This window comes from Paenibacillus auburnensis (assembly GCF_927798115.1).
GTDB lineage: Bacteria > Bacillota > Bacilli > Paenibacillales > Paenibacillaceae > Paenibacillus_AQ > Paenibacillus_AQ auburnensis.
Map to the genome: position 1 here is coordinate 696,305 of NZ_CAKMMG010000001.1, position 18,389 is coordinate 714,693.

The 18,389-nt window shown below is 48.0% G+C and carries 13 protein-coding genes; 12 read left to right on the forward strand and 1 reads right to left on the reverse strand.

Annotated features, from left to right (window positions below):
- Window positions 1-36: 36 nt before the first annotated feature.
- The 4 genes from L6H70_RS03235 (at window position 37) to L6H70_RS03250 (ending at window position 4,151) form a co-directional block, all read left to right on the forward strand.
- Window positions 37-1,071, forward strand: a complete 1,035-nt coding sequence (locus L6H70_RS03235; RefSeq protein WP_236329708.1) for a Gfo/Idh/MocA family protein — start codon at window positions 37-39, stop codon at window positions 1,069-1,071.
- Window positions 1,072-1,150: 79 nt separating this feature from the next.
- Window positions 1,151-1,663, forward strand: a complete 513-nt coding sequence (gene msrA, locus L6H70_RS03240) for a peptide-methionine (S)-S-oxide reductase MsrA (protein ID WP_236329710.1) — start codon at window positions 1,151-1,153, stop codon at window positions 1,661-1,663.
- A 442-nt stretch (window positions 1,664-2,105) separates the two neighbouring features.
- Entirely contained in the window at window positions 2,106-2,531 is a 426-nt protein-coding gene (locus L6H70_RS03245) for a MaoC family dehydratase (RefSeq protein ID WP_236329712.1), read from the forward strand.
- A 453-nt stretch (window positions 2,532-2,984) separates the two neighbouring features.
- Window positions 2,985-4,151 (forward strand): outer membrane protein assembly factor BamB family protein, encoded by a 1,167-nt coding sequence (locus L6H70_RS03250; protein ID WP_236329714.1) that lies wholly within the window; start codon window positions 2,985-2,987, stop codon window positions 4,149-4,151.
- A 202-nt stretch (window positions 4,152-4,353) separates the two neighbouring features.
- Here L6H70_RS03250 and L6H70_RS03255 read toward each other — a convergent pair whose 3' ends face one another.
- Complete coding sequence (locus tag L6H70_RS03255) at window positions 4,354-4,839, reverse strand: DUF6803 family protein (RefSeq protein WP_236329716.1); 486 nt, start codon at window positions 4,837-4,839, stop codon at window positions 4,354-4,356.
- A gap of 150 nt (window positions 4,840-4,989) precedes the next feature.
- Between L6H70_RS03255 and L6H70_RS03260 the strand changes: the two genes are divergently transcribed.
- From L6H70_RS03260 to L6H70_RS03295, 8 genes are all read left to right on the forward strand, one after another.
- Complete coding sequence (locus L6H70_RS03260) at window positions 4,990-5,685, forward strand: HAD family hydrolase (RefSeq protein ID WP_236329719.1); 696 nt, start codon at window positions 4,990-4,992, stop codon at window positions 5,683-5,685.
- A gap of 398 nt (window positions 5,686-6,083) precedes the next feature.
- On the forward strand, window positions 6,084-7,997 hold the full coding sequence (gene thrS / locus L6H70_RS03265; RefSeq protein WP_236329721.1) for a threonine--tRNA ligase: 1,914 nt from the start codon (window positions 6,084-6,086) through the stop codon (window positions 7,995-7,997).
- Window positions 7,998-8,158: 161 nt separating this feature from the next.
- Complete coding sequence (locus L6H70_RS03270; protein ID WP_236329723.1) at window positions 8,159-8,761, forward strand: GNAT family N-acetyltransferase; 603 nt, start codon at window positions 8,159-8,161, stop codon at window positions 8,759-8,761.
- 223 nt (window positions 8,762-8,984) lie between these two features.
- Window positions 8,985-10,493 carry a hypothetical protein gene (locus L6H70_RS03275; RefSeq protein WP_236329725.1) on the forward strand — a complete coding sequence of 503 codons (1,509 nt, stop codon included), beginning with the start codon at window positions 8,985-8,987 and terminating at the stop codon, window positions 10,491-10,493.
- Between the two features lie 11 nt (window positions 10,494-10,504).
- Window positions 10,505-11,263 (forward strand): DUF6063 family protein, encoded by a 759-nt coding sequence (locus tag L6H70_RS03280; RefSeq protein ID WP_236329727.1) that lies wholly within the window; start codon window positions 10,505-10,507, stop codon window positions 11,261-11,263.
- Entirely contained in the window at window positions 11,250-15,737 is a 4,488-nt protein-coding gene (locus L6H70_RS03285) for a coiled-coil domain-containing protein (RefSeq protein ID WP_236329729.1), read from the forward strand. The genes L6H70_RS03280 and L6H70_RS03285 overlap by 14 nt, the downstream gene beginning before the upstream one ends.
- A 176-nt stretch (window positions 15,738-15,913) precedes the next feature.
- On the forward strand, window positions 15,914-17,041 hold the full coding sequence (locus L6H70_RS03290; protein WP_236329731.1) for a TPM domain-containing protein: 1,128 nt from the start codon (window positions 15,914-15,916) through the stop codon (window positions 17,039-17,041).
- 162 nt (window positions 17,042-17,203) lie between these two features.
- Window positions 17,204-18,328, forward strand: a complete 1,125-nt coding sequence (locus L6H70_RS03295; protein ID WP_236329733.1) for a phosphodiester glycosidase family protein — start codon at window positions 17,204-17,206, stop codon at window positions 18,326-18,328.
- Window positions 18,329-18,389: the final 61 nt, after the last annotated feature.

Genomic DNA, 18,389 nt, shown 5'->3' on the forward strand with positions numbered 1-18,389 from the left:
ATAGCGGAAGCGCATTACGAACGGATGGTGTTAACAATGACTACACTTGGGGCAGCCATTATCGGCTGCGGAGCCATTGCTCCGCTTCATGCGAAGGCGATTGCCTCTATGGAAGGTACACAGCTCCTGGCCGCAGCGGATAGTGATGCTGATCAGGCAAATGCCTTCGGAGAGCAGTACGGCTGCGGGGTTGTGCGGGACTACCGTGAGCTTTTGGGCAGAACAGATATTGATATTGTGCATTTGTGTACGCCCCATTACCTGCATGCACAGATGGCTATTGATTTCCTGAACGCCGGCAAACATGTCTTAACTGAAAAACCGCTGGCCATCGATGTACCTTCTGCACGGCGGATGCTGGAAGCGGCTGATCATAGCAAGGGACAGCTTGGCATCGTATACCAAAACCGCTATAATGAGCCTTCCATTCAGATCAGGCAGACCATAGATCATGGGACGCTTGGGAGTCTGCTCTGTATGAAGGGCGTAGTTACTTGGAACCGCAGTGAGCATTACTATACGGAGAGCGGCTGGAGGGGGAAGTGGGCGACCGAAGGCGGTGGCGTACTGATTAATCAGACCATTCATACTCTGGATCTGCTGCAGTGGTTCGGAGGTGAGATTTCCTCTGTCAGCGGCAGTGTAAGCACGGATGTGCTGGAGGGAATCATCGAGGTGGAGGACAGTGCCCATGCCTGCATCACTTTTAGTAACAAGGTGCGGGGGCTTTTTTATGGCACCAATGCTTACTCGGTCAATTCACCCGTAGAGCTGGAGCTGGTGTTTGAATATGGAACCCTGCTGCAGCGCCGGGATTGTCTTTATTTATGGAAAGACGGACGTGAGGAGCTTCTATGTGAGCCCGGTACAGCAGCTACCGGTGGTAAATCGTACTGGGGGACAGGACATCAGCGGTTAATCCATGATTTCTATGACCATATCCGGGAGGGACGGGAGTTCTGGCTGAACGGCCGGGAAGGAATAAAAGCACTTGAAATCATCGCCGGCATCTATAGTTCATCAGGAAACCAAAGGGTTCCGGCATCAGCTAATGGACTCCGCTCAAATTGACTTTATGGACATTTAGCCTTATCTTCATATCATGCGTTTTGTTTTTATACGATGATAGACAGAGAGAGGGAATTGAGTGATGGAACAGGCGATGTTTGCTGGGGGCTGCTTCTGGTGCATGGTCACTCCGTTTGAGGAGCTGCCGGGTATACACGGGATTGTGTCCGGCTATGCAGGAGGTACAATCGAGAATCCGACCTACGAACAGGTCAAGACTGGAACAACCGGACATTTCGAAGTTGTACAGATCACTTTTGATCCGGAAGTATTTCCATATGAGAGGCTGCTGGAGCTCTTCTGGCCGCAGATTGATCCGACTGACGATGGAGGACAATTTCAGGACCGGGGAAGCCAGTACCGTACAGCGGTGTTTTATTATAACGAAAATCAGCGTTTAGCGGCCTTGGCTTCCAGGGAGCAGGTTGCGGCCAGCGGCAGATTCGAAGGTCCAGTCGTGACGGAAATTCTGCCTGCGCCAGTCTTCTACCGGGCTGAAGAATATCATCAGGATTACCATAAAAAGAATCCGAAGCATTACAAAGAGGACCGTGAACAGTCCGGCCGTGATACGTTTATTTCGAAGCACTGGTAAAAATAAAATTTGTCTTGAAGACTCTTCAACGAAATCAGTATTCGCCCTTTTGAGAATTTAGAGGGAAAAACGCCTGCTAATTATGAATGAAATGTCTTTATTTTGGGGTTAGAGGGAAATTATCCCTGTAATCTTCTCTCTACATGCTTCAAAAGGGAATCTCTCCAAGAGTAGCGGGCATATTTCCCACTAATTTCTTAAATGGTACGTCGGTCATAGAAATAGAAGGAGAGAATCCCTTTATTGGGATGAAAATAACTTTTTCTTATTTCCGTCCACTGTCAAGCACTAATGTGAGTGTTGAGCCATCTTGAAAAGCCTTATATCTCTTGATTTCAGGAGAATTAAGGCCTTTTTCACTATTTGGAGGATTCGCTTGATTCATTCTATCAAATTGCACTAATATGAAGTTCATATACCATTACAACTATGAGGTGAATCCATGCGGTTTCTTGAATTTCATATCGGCCAAGTATTTAGAACGAAGTCTTTATCCATAACAAAAGAGAATATTACGAGCTTCGCTTCCGAGTTTGACCCGCAATATATGCATTTGGATGAAGAAAAAGCCAAGCAGGGCAGATTTAACGGAATCATCGCCTCCGGTATTCAGACCCTTGCGGTGACATTCAAACTATGGGTGGAAACAGGCAGCTATGGTGATGATGTTATTGCCGGAACGGCGATGAATAATATTAGATTTCTTAAGCCGGTGTTCCCGGGAGATGAATTACATACGGTAGTTGAAGTCATAGATGTAATAGAGAAAAAGAATGAGAACGGGATTGTTACGGTTCGGCTTTCGACCTTCAATCAATCTGATGAAAAGGTATTTGAAGGGGAATTATCCGTTCTGGTAAGAAAATAAAGCAGACTCTCTAAGCTCAATAAAACAGCGGCAGCTCAGGACTGTTCCCGGTCTATGGCTCCCGCTGTTTTATTTTAAGGGACTAGTTTAATTGTCTTTTTTTTCGCTAGCGCTGTGATTGTGATGCCATGGGCAAGTACGGACTTTCTGTCAGAGGTACTGGAGAAGGCTATGGAGTTAAGCCGATTTATAATAAAGATCTTAAAACAATTGGAACTCTATAAGATAGATTGCAACCTAATTTTGCAGACATTCCAATTTTAGCTAATTAATACTTCTTTAAGAAAGATACCAATGGTATTGTAGAATTTGTAACAACCATAGAGGCTAATACATCTTTTCTAGAATACTATAAACCATTATTCAATAGATCGCTTATTCTTATACCCGGCGGATTTGGTGTTGTGATGGTTTCTGTTCCTGCAATTCCTTGAAGAAAGAAGGGGGAGGTTTATGAGGGAGTTTAATACCAATGAAGGAATTGGAGGTTTCACTGTTGGTTATTATTCGACTGATAGTGTGCAAGCTACTAATGCAAGTTGGACAAGACAATCTAGATTTGTCGGTCCATCCAAACCTTCTGTAAAAACTGTTTGTGAAGTCCCTATAGCAGTGAAAGAAAATCATTTTGTGATTAACAATAAAAGAGATTTGTTATTTGGGGGAGATGGGGAATTTTATAATGTAAATATAGGAGGTAAAATCAATTGGCATTATAAGGATTTACGAAATATTATTGATAGATTCTTTTTTACAAGTCCAATAATAATGAAAAGTGGTTATGTTTTATTTGGGACTTCGGGAGCATGGAATTCAAAGGGACATAAAGTAATTGCATTAGATATTAACGGAAATATTGAGTGGGAGTTCAGTTGCGAAGATGGTGTTTCATCAACTTGTGTTACCGATAGTGAAGGGAATATTTATTTTACTACCTACGGTTCAAAGTTATATTCCATCGATTTAAAAGGGAACCTCAGGTGGATCTTTCGTTACGAGGCTGAATTTTCATTAACACCCGTTATATCTAAAGATTGTAAAATTTATATTTCGTCTAATGATGAGTTTATGATGATATTAGATTTATCGGGGAACCTATTAGAAAAATTCGAAATAGGAACGTGTGGGCCGCATTCCTTCCCGGTATTGGATCAACGTGGTAATTTATATTTCAAAACAAATATGATTGATGATATTCAGTTGATATCATTAGATAGCGTGGGAACAACTAACTGGCTTTTTAGTCCTAAAAGAGGAGATATAATTACATCTCCTGCACTAAGTGAAGCGGGATTTATATTTGTAGGGGCCACCTTTTTTCAACTAATTTGTGTTGACTGCGCTGGGACAGAGATGTGGACGACAGAAGTTGAAGGATTTATGAGCCATCCACCAATAGTAGATGTAAATAGTAATATATATACAGTTAGCTATAAAGAAATTAGAGGTAAAGGTTATTCTTATCTGCAATCATTTAGTCAAGAAGGCAAAGAAAGTTGGAAAATAAAAATGGAAGGGATTCTAACGCTGCCTGTTCTTAGTTCAGATGGCGAGATAGTTTTATTGTTAAATAAAACAAGTGGTTGGTCACAACAAACACAAATAATTACAGTAACATAGAAGATGTTAACAAAGTCTTCAAGAGCGATCATTATTATTGAGGAACCAGGTGTTGTATACCGATTCCGGGTCTTCTTTAACGTTTTGTTCCTTACCTTAATCCGTTCCTAATCTCAGACGGTTTACCCGAATTCAATAAAGAGCAGAGCCTTCCGGTTACCGGAGGGGCTCTGCTCTTTTGAAATAAGAATATATAGAGTTACTAGTGGTTCATGCCAGCCATTCCGTTAATAATTTCCGGGTTGACCATACCAAAAATCATGGCGATATGTGCGACTACCAGGAAACCGCTGATCAGCATAAAGTGCAGCTTCAGCTTGCTCTCCTCCGAACGTTTGCGGGCGATCAGGCCCAGGTCCAGCAAAGCTAACGGCAGCAGGAAAAGTACCCCGCTCAAGTAAAAGCCCACCGCTACAACATCAACCCAGGTATGCCATTCACCGTTCACCGTGAGCGGTACAAATGCAGTCGGGAACAGGTACAGAAACACACCGGTAAAATAAAGACCGGCCAGGATACTGCATACCCGGTTGAATGCTCTCAGCGGTCCGTTTAGTTTTTTGGTGAACAAAATAATAAACTCAGTGACTGTAATCGTCTCCGCAAAAATAACGGGAATCGCCATAAATAAAATCAGATTCCATGGCTGGTTGTCCGCAAGCAGGGACATGTAGTGTGTCATGGTCATGTTACATCCTCCAATAGCAAATTAGCTTACTCTCAGATCTTAGTCGATAACTATGTGGAATGTATGTAGAAACGGGGGTATGATTGAACAAGCTGTGAAGTGAAGCTAGATGGAGTTCAAAGTAATGAATTTTGAGGGGGGCAGGTCGAAATGAGCGGAAAGCTGAAGAGTATTTTATTTGATTTGGACGGGACCTTAACCGACCCGAAAGAGGGAATTACCCGATGTGTCGAATATGCTTTGAACAAGTTCGGTATTGAGGTAGATCATCTGGATCTGCTGCTCCCGTATATCGGGCCGCCGCTGTATGATTCGTTTGTGCAAATTCAGGGATTACCCGAGGAACAGGCGGCTCAGGCAGTAGTTTATTACCGTGAACGCTACAGCACTATAGGGATGTTTGAAAATAGTGTCATACCCGGTATTCCGCAACTGCTGGAAACACTACAGGGAATGGGATACACGTTATACGTTGCTACTTCGAAACCAACTGTATTCGCCGAAGAAATTCTCCGGCATTACGGGCTGGACGGATACTTTAAGCATGTCGCAGGCAGTAATCTGGATGGTACACGCTCCAAGAAGCGTGAGGTGATCCAGTATGTGCTGGAACAGAATGTCATAGCTCCGGAAGAGGCTCTGATGATCGGGGACAGGGAGCATGATATTATCGGGGCAAAAGGCTGCGGCGTAGCCTCTGTCGGTGTATTGTTCGGCTATGGTTCGGAGGAGGAGTTGTCCAGTAGCGGCGCGGATTATATTGCTTCCACCGTAGAAGAGATTCAGGAGATTATTTCACGTATTGGTGTTTTGGCTGGCGGGGAATGGCTTCGGACAATAAACTAATTTTAACATTTGCTCTTGACTTTTCGGAGGGCGGTTCAGTATTATGTAACCAGCAACACCATATCCAAGGCATTGACCAAAGACATGATATCCTTCAAGGACTGACCAGAGAGAGAAGTGATTGGTGAGAGCTTCTTACAGAGACCGGCCGGATGTTACCCCTTTGCAGCCGTGGCACTGAACCCTCCCTGCTGTTAGGGCGGCTGTAAATGCCACCGACTTATCCCCGATACCGGATACCATGAGGATTATGCGACTTTACTTCCGTCTAACAGCAGGGGGTTGTAACAGCGCAGGTCAAACTAGGGTGGAACCACGAGCTGAACGCACTCGTCCCTTTTCGGGAGAGATGCGTTTTTTTGCGTTCAATACCACTTGAAGAGATGGAGGCCACAATCATGGAGATCAATGTAACACTACCGGATGGAAACGTTAAGAGGTATTCGTATAACACCGAAATTAGTGCAATAGCTGAATCTATAAGTCCCAGTCTGAAGAAAAATGCGGTTGCAGGTAAAATAAACGGCAAACTCGTGGACCTTCATTACCCGGTTGCACATGACAGCCGGCTTGAAATCGTGCTCCTGGATAGCAAAGAGGGCCAGGACATTCACAGACACAGCACAGCCCATCTGTTGGCTCAGGCTATTAAACGCATATATGGCGGCAAGAATGTTAAGCTTGGCATCGGTCCGGTGATTGAAGACGGGTTCTACTATGATATTGATATCGAGCAGCCATTGTCTAGCGAGGATCTGGCGGCAATTGAACTGGAGATGCAACGGATCATTAAGGAGAATCTGCCGATTGTCCGCCGGGAAGTCAGCCGGGAAGAGGCGGTTGCCCTGTTCGAAAACCTTGAAGAACCGCTTAAGCTGGAGCTGATTCACGATCTGCCCGAAGATGCTGCTATCAGTATTTATGATCAGGGTGATTTCTCGGATTTGTGCCGGGGGCCGCATCTGGCTTCAACTGGCCAAATTAAAGTATTTAAGCTCATGAGTGTAGCCGGAGCTTACTGGCGCGGGGATTCGAATAACAAGATGCTTCAGCGGATTTATGGCGTCTCGTTCCTAAAAAAAGCGCAGCTCGAAGAGCATTTGCATATGCTCGAAGAAGCGAAGAAGCGTGATCACCGCAAGCTGGGTAAAGAGCTGGAGCTGTTCATGTTCTCCGAAGAATCCCCGGGAATGCCGTTTTACCTGCCAAAAGGGATGATCATCCGCACAGAGCTGGAGGATTTCAGCCGCAGACTCCAGCGGGAACGGGCATACAGCGAAGTCCGCACACCGCTGATGATGAACAACCGGCTGTGGGAGCAGTCCGGACACTACGATCATTACAAGGACGATATGTATTTCACACATGTGGATGAGGCGAAGTTTGCGCTGAAGCCGATGAACTGTCCAGGACATATGCTGATCTTCAAAAACAGCCGTCACTCCTACCGGGAGCTGCCGATCCGCCTAGCCGAATTCGGGCAGGTGCACCGTAATGAATCTTCCGGGTCCTTGAACGGGATGATGCGTGTCCGTACTTTCTGCCAGGATGATGCCCATTTATTCGTCCTGCCGGAGCAGATTGAAGCAGAAATCGGGCAGGTGCTGGATCTGATCGATCACATCTATAACGTATTCGGCTTCGAATACAAGGTCGAGTTATCCACTCGTCCGGAGGATTATATGGGAGAAGAAAGTCTCTGGGATCAGGCCGAAGCGGCGCTGGAAATGGTGCTTCAGAACCGTGGCATCCCCTACCGGATTAATCCGGGAGACGGCGCCTTCTACGGGCCAAAGATTGATTTTCACATTCTGGATGCGCTGAAGAGAAGCTGGCAGTGCGGAACAGTACAGCTGGATTTCCAGATGCCGGAGAAATTTGACCTGACTTACATCGGTGAAGACGGTCAGAAACACCGGCCAGTCGTCATTCACCGGGCGGTGTACGGTTCGATCGACCGGTTCATTGGAATTCTCACAGAGCATTTCAGCGGGGCTTTTCCGGTATGGCTGTCTCCGGTGCAAGCCAAGCTGCTGCCTGTTTCCGGGAATCATGCAGACTATGCCTTCCAAGTGAAGCAGGCACTGGCGTCCGCCGGAATCCGGGCTGAGGTGGATGACCGCAACGAGAAGCTTGGCCTGAAGATCCGTGAAGCCCAGCTTGAAAAGGTTCCGTATATGCTCGTCCTTGGTGATAATGAGCAGAAATCCGCTACAGTCTCCGTTAGAAAACGTGCTGCGGGCGATGCCGGGACAATGAGTATAGAAGAGATTGTCCGTCAGATTGCTGTTGAGATTGCTGATAGAAGTTAATTGTTCCTACATTAAAATGTATCAAGATGAACAGCTCCGTTTTTACATAAACGGGGCTGTTTTTTTATAGAAATATGGCAGACAGTGAGGGCGGGATATCTTATAATCTATTAGGAAGTACGCTTAAGAGCGTGATTAATCAGAATATAGGAGGCAGCTTCGTGATCTCGGACAACATTAGACAACTGAACGGTACATTTATTAAAATGGTTCCTATGGAAGCAGCACATAAGGCAGAGTTGACCTCCATACTGAACAATCCGCAAATTTGGGAGTTCACCTGGAGGAAAATAGCCTCCGCCGGTGAAGTAGAGCAGCTGATTGATACAGCACTTACGGGTAAAGAGAAGGGGCATGACCTGCCTTATGTGATGATTGATCTTTCGACTGGCAGAATCGCCGGCACTTCACGGATTATGCATATCGACCGGACTCACAGGAATGCAGAAATCGGCTGTACCTGGATCTCTCCAGACTACTGGAGAACTCCGGTTAATACGGAGGCCAAAGCGCTGCTGCTGCAGCACTGCTTCGAGCACCTGGAGCTGATCCGGGTCAATTTCACGATTGTCGGTGACAATCTGAGATCCCAACGAGCTATCGAACGGATTGGTGCGGTAAAAGAAGGCGTCCTGCGGAAACACCGGATCACTTCAGGGGGGGCTGTGCTGAATAATGTGCTGTACAGCATCATTGATGAAGAGTGGCCTGCGGTAAAGGCGAATTTACATTATCTGCTGCATGAGAAATACATCAGGCAGTAATCGATGCTGCGTTTAATAATAGAAGCAAGAGCCACCGATCGGCTCTTTTTTTATGCCTGTTTAATTGATATAATAGAAACATATATTCCCCGATAACAATAACTTATCAGTATCACCCAGCCCATATTTCACCCTGCATGGGGTAAATATGGGTTTGTGTTATTTATTCGGGATTCCTAAGATGATGCTAGACTATGACTTGATGGCGAGGTAGGCATTAGATATGAACTGGACGGATTTTGGTGAACGGAATAAACGGCTCAATCCCCTATGGAGCCTTGGTGCAGGCATGAATCTCGGTGAACTGCAGCCTTATAAGGAGATGATTGCGCTCAGCGTGCTGCTGCAGGTCTACTACCTGGAGCTGGAATCGAACGAGCAGCGGTCTAAAGAAGATATCATCGCTCTTGCATGGAGTTCATTGGAACGCTTCAATATTGCCAGGCTAGGCACGACTGAATCGGTGGAACGGCTGGTCGACGGATTGCTGTGGAGCGGCAGCGGCGGTGATTTTGAAGCGGTGTATTATAACGACCACACCCGGCAGATGACGGTGCAGAAATACAAATACTTCACGGTTGACGAGGATGCAACCCGAAGCAGCTGGGAAGAGAATGGTACTACCATTTACAGGCTCTCCGAATATGCATTAGAGCTGATCTTCATGAGCCATGAGATCATCGATGAATTTCAGATCAGCATTAAGCTGCTGGAGATACAGATGCATATTAAGCATGGCCGTGTAACCCGGGCGATGCAGGATGTGAATGAACTCATTTCGCGTGTACGGAAGATGACCCAGCAGCAGCAGGAATACCGCAGCGCTTTGCGCCGCAATCCGAAGCATATTTTCAGCGAATATGGCGTGATGCGGCATCAGCGGTTGGAGGAGATTAACCAGCAGTTTGACGAAGAACGTAAACACTTCGATAATATTCACCGCTCGCTGGCCCGGCTGGCCAATGACGAGAAGGATGTAATCGACTTTAACGAGCTGCGTCTGCTGTCCGAACGTGTGGAGCTCTCGCGTAAAGTGCATGATGAGCTGGCTGAGGTCGTCCTGAGTATTTTTGAAGCCGAGACGAACTTAAGACTGAATTTCCCGGAGCTGTTCTGGGGAGCCGCAGGCTTTAATTTCCGGACGAATGTCTGGGAGGAATGGGTGAAGAGTGAGGGCCTTCCCGGAGGGGACAGCCTGGAACTCCTGGTCAGCGGGCTGTTTGCGCCGCATCAGGACTTCATCTATCCTCTTGCCTGGGCTTGGGAGGAGCAGGATGTCGGCTTTTTGCCGGAAGATTTGTTTGATGAGCCGGAGGATGAAGGAGAAGAGCAGGAGGCTCCTTATGTTCCGAAGTCGATCCCGTGGGCTAAGGTCTCTGAGCTATGGCTTCCTGTATTTACGGAGCTGGCTGAAGCAGGGCGGTTTACATTCTCAGCAGAGGCTTTCCCGGTAGAGGCCAAGCTGCAATGGGCAAGGACGCCGGATGCCGTCGACCTATGGGTACAGTTTTTTCACACGGAGATTAGGGTTCAAGAGCTTGGAGCAGACAGCCCGGGCGGGACGGACGAATGCCAGCAGTTAATCCAGCATCTACTCGCAGAACATCCTGAGCTGGAGGTACTGCGTGGCAAAGTACTTAGAACAACAATTGACCGAGAACAGCGGAATGAAGCCGTCAGATGGCCTGGGCTGGAAATGAGCCCTTATACCATGACTATAGTACAGAGATGAGAGGTTAGAGCATGAGCTATTCATTAGAACAATTACAGATGGCCTCCCGGCTGTTTTTTGATCTGCTTCGCCGGAAAGTAATTTCACTTGATGATCCTGCCGCGGCGGAATGCCTGCAGGATACGGGGGCTTACGATGCCCTGCAGTATCTGGCTAAAGAGGGAGGTTGCCGGATCATGAATTCCGGACACCGCCTGCATCTGTTGGTGAATCCGCTCGGCTCGGGATTTGCCACCAACTTCACCCAGCTGCGGAACAAATACTCAAGGGTTGAGCGTAAAACCCATCTACATATTATCAACGTCATTATTCTGGTATTTCTGGCGGAGATGGATCAGGACGAGCAGCATTTCAAGCCCGGACAGGACAGCATGTCCTATATTCAGATTGCTGACCAGGTATCTTCATTGTTTCAGTCATGGAATGACATGGATGAAGACGGGACGTTCAGCAAACAGTGGCGTCTGGATATACAGGCGATGTACAAGGTATGGACCAGTCTTTATATGCAGACTAAGAGCCAGGAGGACGGAGACTCTTTATCCAGAGGGTACGGCTCGCGGATCGGTTTGATCCATGAAGGCATGAAGCTGCTGGAGGATGAGCATCTGGTATTCATTTCTGAGAATGAGAAGCGGATTTTCCCGCGCGAAGAATTGTATGAACGAATGCGGTACCTGTATCACGATGTTGACCGTTATAAGGAACTGAAAGCTTTGATCGGCCGGACCTTGACGGAGAAAGAAGGGGAAGCCCATGCCGCGCATTGAGCGTATCCGAATCGCCGGACTGAAGTATGAGAAGATGCTCAAAAAATATGATGATATGGTCCTTGACCTCTGCAACGAGGAAGGACCGGCCAACACTCTGATCACCTTGATGAACGGCGGCGGAAAGGGCGTACTGCTGCAGTCGATTTTTCAATTGCTGATTCCCAAAGCCGCTTGGGGTAAAGATAACGAGAATCAGGTAGAGGCTTTCTTTCATAATCACAAAAAGCAGCTCAAGCCCTATACCTTCCATGTCGCTATTGAATGGAAGCTGGATAACGAAGACCGTAATGAATATATGACAACCGCAATTGCCATGACTGCTCACAGTTCTGTTGACCAGCTTGAGATCAAGGTGGATTATTTGCTATACACCCTTATGGATTATGACGAGCAGGCGGAGCTCACCCTTTCGACCCTGCCCCTCTATAATCAGTCAGAAGACGGTCCGGCGAGTTTTGAAGCGATCCAGCAGTTTGTGCGCGAGCACCGCGGGGAGATTGTTTCGTTTGGCAGCAGCAATTCGGAGCTCAAGAAATATTACAATTATCTGCAGGAACGGGACATTCATATCGGTGAGTGGCGTAACATGAAGAAAATTAACGGCGAAGAAGGCGGGATTAAGGGCTATTTTCAAAAAAATGATGCCTTCACGAACCAGAATCTGTTCGAGAAGCTGATCATTCCAGAAATCGGCTCCAGTCTTAACGAAGGTCTTCGCGAGGAAGACGGCTCCCTGCAGCGGATGTTCCTTGATACGGCGACGGTCGCCCAGCGGCTTCCTATGCTGGAACAGCGGGAGAAGGCTTTTGCCGAATTCACTTCACTGGCTGCGCCGCTCTATGATCTGGTGAAGCAAGGAACGGAAGCCGAGCAGAGTTTTCAGGAGTCCGAGCTGCAGGGGCGGCAGATTTTTACGGTCATCCATGATGAGCTTAAGACTGCCGAGGACAGGCGGCGTGAGCAAGCAGATGAACTGGTCCGCCTGCATCAGGAAGCCCGCCAGCTGCGGTTTGAGGCAGACAACCTGAACTATCTGCGCAGCAAAGAGGAACATGACCGGAAGCAGGATGAGTTCAAGGGAATCAGTGATAATCAGGCAAGAGCACGCGGACGGCTGGATGAATCGAAGGAGAAGGAAAAACATCTGGAAGTGGCGTACTACTTAGCCAAACGCAAAGTCCATCTCCGCCAGATCGAGCAGTGGCAGAAGGAAATAGAAGCGATCGAAGGTTCGCTTGAAATGAAGGAACGGCAAGAGGTGATTAAGAGCGCCAAGAATGAGCTGCGTACCCAGTGGGATAAGGTATCCTTGCTGTGGCAGAAGCAAATTTCCATATTTGCTGAGCGCCAACATGCCTTAACGACAGAAGAGGCGGGATTGCAAAAGGAAAGAGAAAGTTTCCTACTGGAGCTGGGCGGACTGGAGAACCGGATTAATGAGCTTACTAGCGCTATCCGGCAATTTACAGAGGAAACGGGCATCTTCACCTCACGCCATGGACAAGAAGCTGCGTCCGCTCCAGGTGCAGCGCTTCAGCGGACGTTAATAGCTATCAACGGGATTGAAGGCAGTATCACCGAACTCAAGGAGCAGCGCAAGCTTGCCGAGGCGCAGCGGTTCAGCCTGCACAAAGCTCATGCAGAGCTTAGCGTAAAACAGAACGCCCAGAATCAGCAAACTGATGAGCTGAACAATCAGCTTGAAGTTCAGATGAACAAAGAATCACAGCTATGGTCACAACTGGTCGTGCTGCTTGAGCTGTATGAAGAGCATCAGGTAATGGGTGTATCGGCATTGTTTGAGGCCAAAGCTGTGATTCAGGAGCGGTTTATCCGCAGGCTGGATGATGCTGAGCAGCAGACGAAACGGCTCAGAAGAGCTTATTACCATCAGCAGATGGATGTAGAGCTGCAGCAGGAAGCGTACTGGCTGCCTAATGCAGACGTTCTTACTGTGAAAGATACGTTGGATGCTCTGAAGATTACCTCCATGCTCGGCAGTTCTTTTCTCAATGACTTGTCTTATTTAAACCGTGAAGAAGAGCTGGAACGTCATCCGCTGCTCCCGTACGGACTAATTGTTACACAGCGTGAGGCGGATAAAATCCCTCCTGGTGCTTTGAAGGAAATTATCCTCAAATCTGCTGTACCGGTCTTTATCCGCGAAGAAATGGCTGGGACGGCAGTGGAGCCCTTCCGGCTGCTCTCCAACCAGGGGCCCCAGATGATTCTGCAGCCTGAACGCTTCCAGGACTGGAAGCGCGGTATCGCATCAAGGCTGAAGGAGCAGGAGGAAGAGCTGCAGGACGCGGAAAATTACCTCTCCAAGCTGAGATCTGCCCGCCAGGAGTTCGAGCGGCTGTTCCAAGGCGAGCATACGATGAATCTCAGAGCTAAGCTGAGCACACTTGCACAACTCAGCGATGAGCTTGTCCGGAAGCTAAGTAGCCTGAACCATGAGATCAGCAGCAATGAAGAGGCTCTGGCAGGCATTCAGAAAGAACTGGTTCAGAATGAACTGGAGCAGACCGGGCTTGAACAAAGGGTGCAGGCGCTGCGCCAGTGGGAAGAACGTACGAAGAAGCAGGAGCAGGACTACAGGGACAAGCAGAGCGCTGTGGAACGCAAACAGGTTCTAAGCAAAGAGATAGCCGCCAAGGAGCAGGGGATTGCCCAGCTGAAAGCGGAAATGGACAGCACCGCACAGCAGCGCGTGAATTGGATTGGGGATACCCGCTTCTCCTTGTTCCCGAGGCTGCAAAGCTGGTTCCCTGAGCTTGTTTTTCCTGGTGAACTTCAGCCTTCAGAGGCTTCCGCTTTGAAGGAGGAAGAGCTTGATCCTGAGGCTCAAAATATGCTCCAGCAGCTGCTCAGTACTGTGGAAAGCCTGCAGCAATCCTTAACGCAGAATGAGCTGGAAATCCGTACCCGGGCGGGCAATATTAAACGAGCTGGTGAACAGTTGACTGAGCTGGAATCCGCCGTCAATCAGGTAGATAAACAATGGAAGAATGCGGCTGAGCCTTCCGATTCTCCGGAAACCCTTATGACAGCGAGAGCACGCCAGAAGAACGAGACAGCTAATCTGGATGAAGATTACCAGAACGTGCGTGAATCCTTCATCCGCTGCCAGACGATTCTGGAGAACCTGCAGAAGGATCTGCGGAAAGCTGAAAAAACGATCAAAGAAAAACACGAACGCCCGGTGGAAATCTGGCAGGAATCCCTCGATGCTAAAGAAGCAGAGGTTAATGCACGCAACCGGGAAAACGAGCATTTGCTGAACAGCTGCAAGCAGGCCTTATCTTCAATGGATCAGTGGATTCAAACGCTGAGTAATCAGAGCAAGATAATGGATACGCATGTTGAAGGCCGCACACAGCTGAGGGAAGTGCCGGAAGAAATACAGCTGCGCGTAAGAGAAGATTGTGAACCGCTGGTAGCCGATTGGCTGCTACAGAGCAAGAAAAGCCGCGGAGAGCGAGCCGAAATCTCCCGCAAAGTGAAGGAAGAGAAATCTTCTTTAAGCAGTAAGCTCGCCAAGTGCGGATGGAACAGCGAACTGGAGACCAAGATTCAGGAGCGGCTTAATACCGTACACTGGGATGATTTCTTTATTGCCCGCCAAGTGCTGGATTCCATGCTGCAGAGCTCGCAGGATCAGATTGAGAGCATCCGTAGTGATAAGGAAGGGATGGAGCTGTCCCGGAAGCTATGGGTCGGGCGCGCCGCCAAGCGGGTCGTGCAAATTGTGGATATCCTGAAGCGCATGGAACGGAGGATGATCATCCACAATGAGAACGGACATGCCTTTCCGCTGGTGCGGCTGAATTATAAGAATATCACCGTTCCAAAGACTACAGAGGATATCGAACCGCTGGTCAGCGACTATTTCAACCGCTGCATCAGCATTTTGCTGGAGAAATATCCGAAGATTGAGCAGGTTCCGGCAGCTGCGGTCAAGGAGCTTATAAATGACGGGAAAATCGTATATGCCGCAATGCAGAACCGTTTCCCGGTGCTTCAGGTGTACAAGCCGGTCACCGAGAACTACTTCCTCTATGCGGCCCCGGAAGAATTCCATTACTCCGACTGGGAGGTTATTAACCGCGGAGCGCTGGATGAAGCTGTCGGCAGCGGCGGTCAGCGCCAATCCGTGCAGCTTCTGGTAGCGATGATGATCATGACGCATAAACGGGTTAACCGTGAGAACAAAGGCTGGACGGTCTTCTTATATGACAACCCGTTCGGCGAAATGGTCTCTAACAACGTGCTTGATCCGGTATTTGAGATCTCCAAAGCATTGAGGTTCCAGTGGCTGATCGTCACGCCGCCGGAGCTGGTTAAGAATGATGTCAGTGTCCGTTTCGGCGTTTACTGGCAGCTCTATTTTGGCGGCGATAAGGGAGAAATGCTGGAATCCACGCTCGTAAAAGGCGGAAGAAAGCTGATCCCGGCTTCGCTGTTCTAAATATAAAATATCAAATAGAACCAGCCTGCCAGGCTCAAACCTGGCAGGCTGGTTCTATTTTTATATGGATGTAATTTTAGATCATTCAGGAGACTATTAAATCATACTAGTGTTCCTCTTCGCATAGAATCTATTATCTATCTAATCAAGTAATAACATCGGGCAGGGGGATTCAGATGAATCGGAAGATTATCAAAATAACATTTATCGCCATGATGCTGAGTATGATGCTACCGCTACTGAGCTGGGCAAAACCGGCTGTACCGGAGCCTACGGAATCGTTCTACGTCAATGATTTTGCCAATGTAATTGACGTAAAGGCTGAGAACTATATGGTCAATTACGGAGTAAAGCTTCACCAGGAGACCGGAGCACAGGTGGTGCTGGTTACGGTTGACTCCACAGGGGGAGCTTCCATGGAAGAGTATGCGACTTTGCTGTTCAACAGCTGGGGTATGGGTTCAGCGGATAAGAACAATAGAGTCCTCCTGCTGCTCTCGATCAAAGATAATAAATATTGGGCACTGCAGGGAAACGGGCTAAAGAGCACCTTAACAGATAACGTCTTGTCACAGATTCTCTCGGATTCACTCGAGCCGGACTTTGCGGACAAAAATTACGCCGCCGGTGCGCGGAAAACCTACGGAGCACTCATTGAACGCCTGGGCGGGATTTGGAAAGAGCCGCTCGGGAGCAGGAATTATGTGGCTGACAACGCCAGAGTCCTGCCTCAGGTAACCAGGCTGTATCTCAACCAGTCCAGTAACCTTTATAAAACAACGACCGGAAGCGGCATTTACATCGTAACAGTGAAGAATACCGGAGGCCGCAGCCTGCAGGATTACACCTACGCAAAATTTGCATCCATACGTGCCGGTTCCAGGGATGTGCTGCTAGTGCTGGATATCGAAGGCGACAACTACCATGTGCTGCAGGGAAGAAATGTAGACAGGACGCTGACGAATGAGCTTATCAGAGGCATTCTGGATAAGGTGCTCGAACCGCAATTTGCCGGCAAAAATTACGCTGCCGGTGTCACAGCAACGGCAAATGAATTTTACAGCTTTTTTCTGGCCAGAGCAGATCACAGTCCGGAAATAGCTTCGGCAGCTTCCATGACAGCTTTTACAGCGGCAAACGACAATTCCATAAACACCGGAACGGATAGACCGGCAGTGTCGACAGCAGCTATATCGTTAACGAAGCCAGCCTCATTGAGTAAGGGACTGACATTTCTTGCGCTTTCCATTATATTTATCGTATTGATTGCAACGTTGGTGTCACGCCGCAACCAATATAACTAGAGCAGCAGAACCCTCTTTTCTAAGAGGGTTTTCTTTATTTTACAAGTTATGGATCGCAGAGTTAAAAAACTGAAACCTTTACTTCCGCGATATCGTCTATCATGGGAAGATATGATTCTATCATGATTTCCATTATATGCATCTCCAGGGAGGAAGAAAGAAGTGAGTACTTCATCATTACCCCAGCGTTCAGACGTACGAAAGAAGAAAAAACCTGTCCGTAAACGTAAGAAAAAAAGCTTTCTGCGCAGACTCACCCGAGTCTTCCTATTCTTTATCGTGTTGCTGGTTGCTGCCGGGGGCTGGCTGTATTTTGCACCTTCTGCCCATAATCTCCGTTATTTGATCGCAGACACATTGATAACGACACAACACCGCTATATGGCGAAATATATTATTGGTGAAGATGAGCTGAAGAATCGGGTAGCCGAGTACAATCAGCGTTTTGTACATATGGGTGACGAGAAGGATACCCATACGATCGCAACCCCTGCACCTGAAGTTGAAGCAGAGAAGCCGCTGGTCGAGATTGAGAAGGTGTCCGGGACTAGTTATTCAGGTTATGTAATGACGGTCAATGATCCTACGAAGGTCCGGTTAGGTGTTCCGGGTAAAATCGGCTCCGGTGAGAAAGTATCCAGTATGGTCAAGCGTACCGGGGCGATTGCCGGAGTGAACGGCGGAGGGTTTGCCGACCCGAACTGGAAGGGTAACGGATTTAAACCGATCGGGCTGGTCGTATCGCAGGGAAAGTTATTTTATAATGGCCTTGGCGGCAAGAAATCTACACAGATAGTTGGCCTGGATAAGCAGGGCAAAATGATTGCAGGAAACTATTCGCTGGAAGAGCTGAGTGAGCTTGGTGTGCAGGAAGCTGTATCTTTTCAGCCGCGGATTATTGTCAATGGCAAGGGATTAATCAAGAACGCAGCAGAGGGCTGGGGAATTGCACCAAGAACCGCGATGGGCCAACGTGCGGATGGGGCGCTGCTGTTTGTTGTCATCGACGGCCGGCAGCCTGGTTACAGCATCGGTGCGAACCTTTATGACGTCCAGCAGATTATGCTGAAGCATGGAGCGGTAATTGCCGCGAATCTGGACGGCGGATCATCGACGGTACTGGTTAAGGATAATGAAATCATTAATAAACCTTCTTCGCAATACGGCGAACGTTATCTGCCTACGGCATTTCTCGTCTTTGAGCATCCGGAGCAGGCACAGATTGCGAATATTTGGGAAGGGCTTGATCCTTCGCAGATCGATGCTGCCAAGAAGCGGACACAGTAACGATAGATTTTAAGAGAGCAGTAGACGTAGTACCGCAAGTAAGGATATGCTAATAAAATAA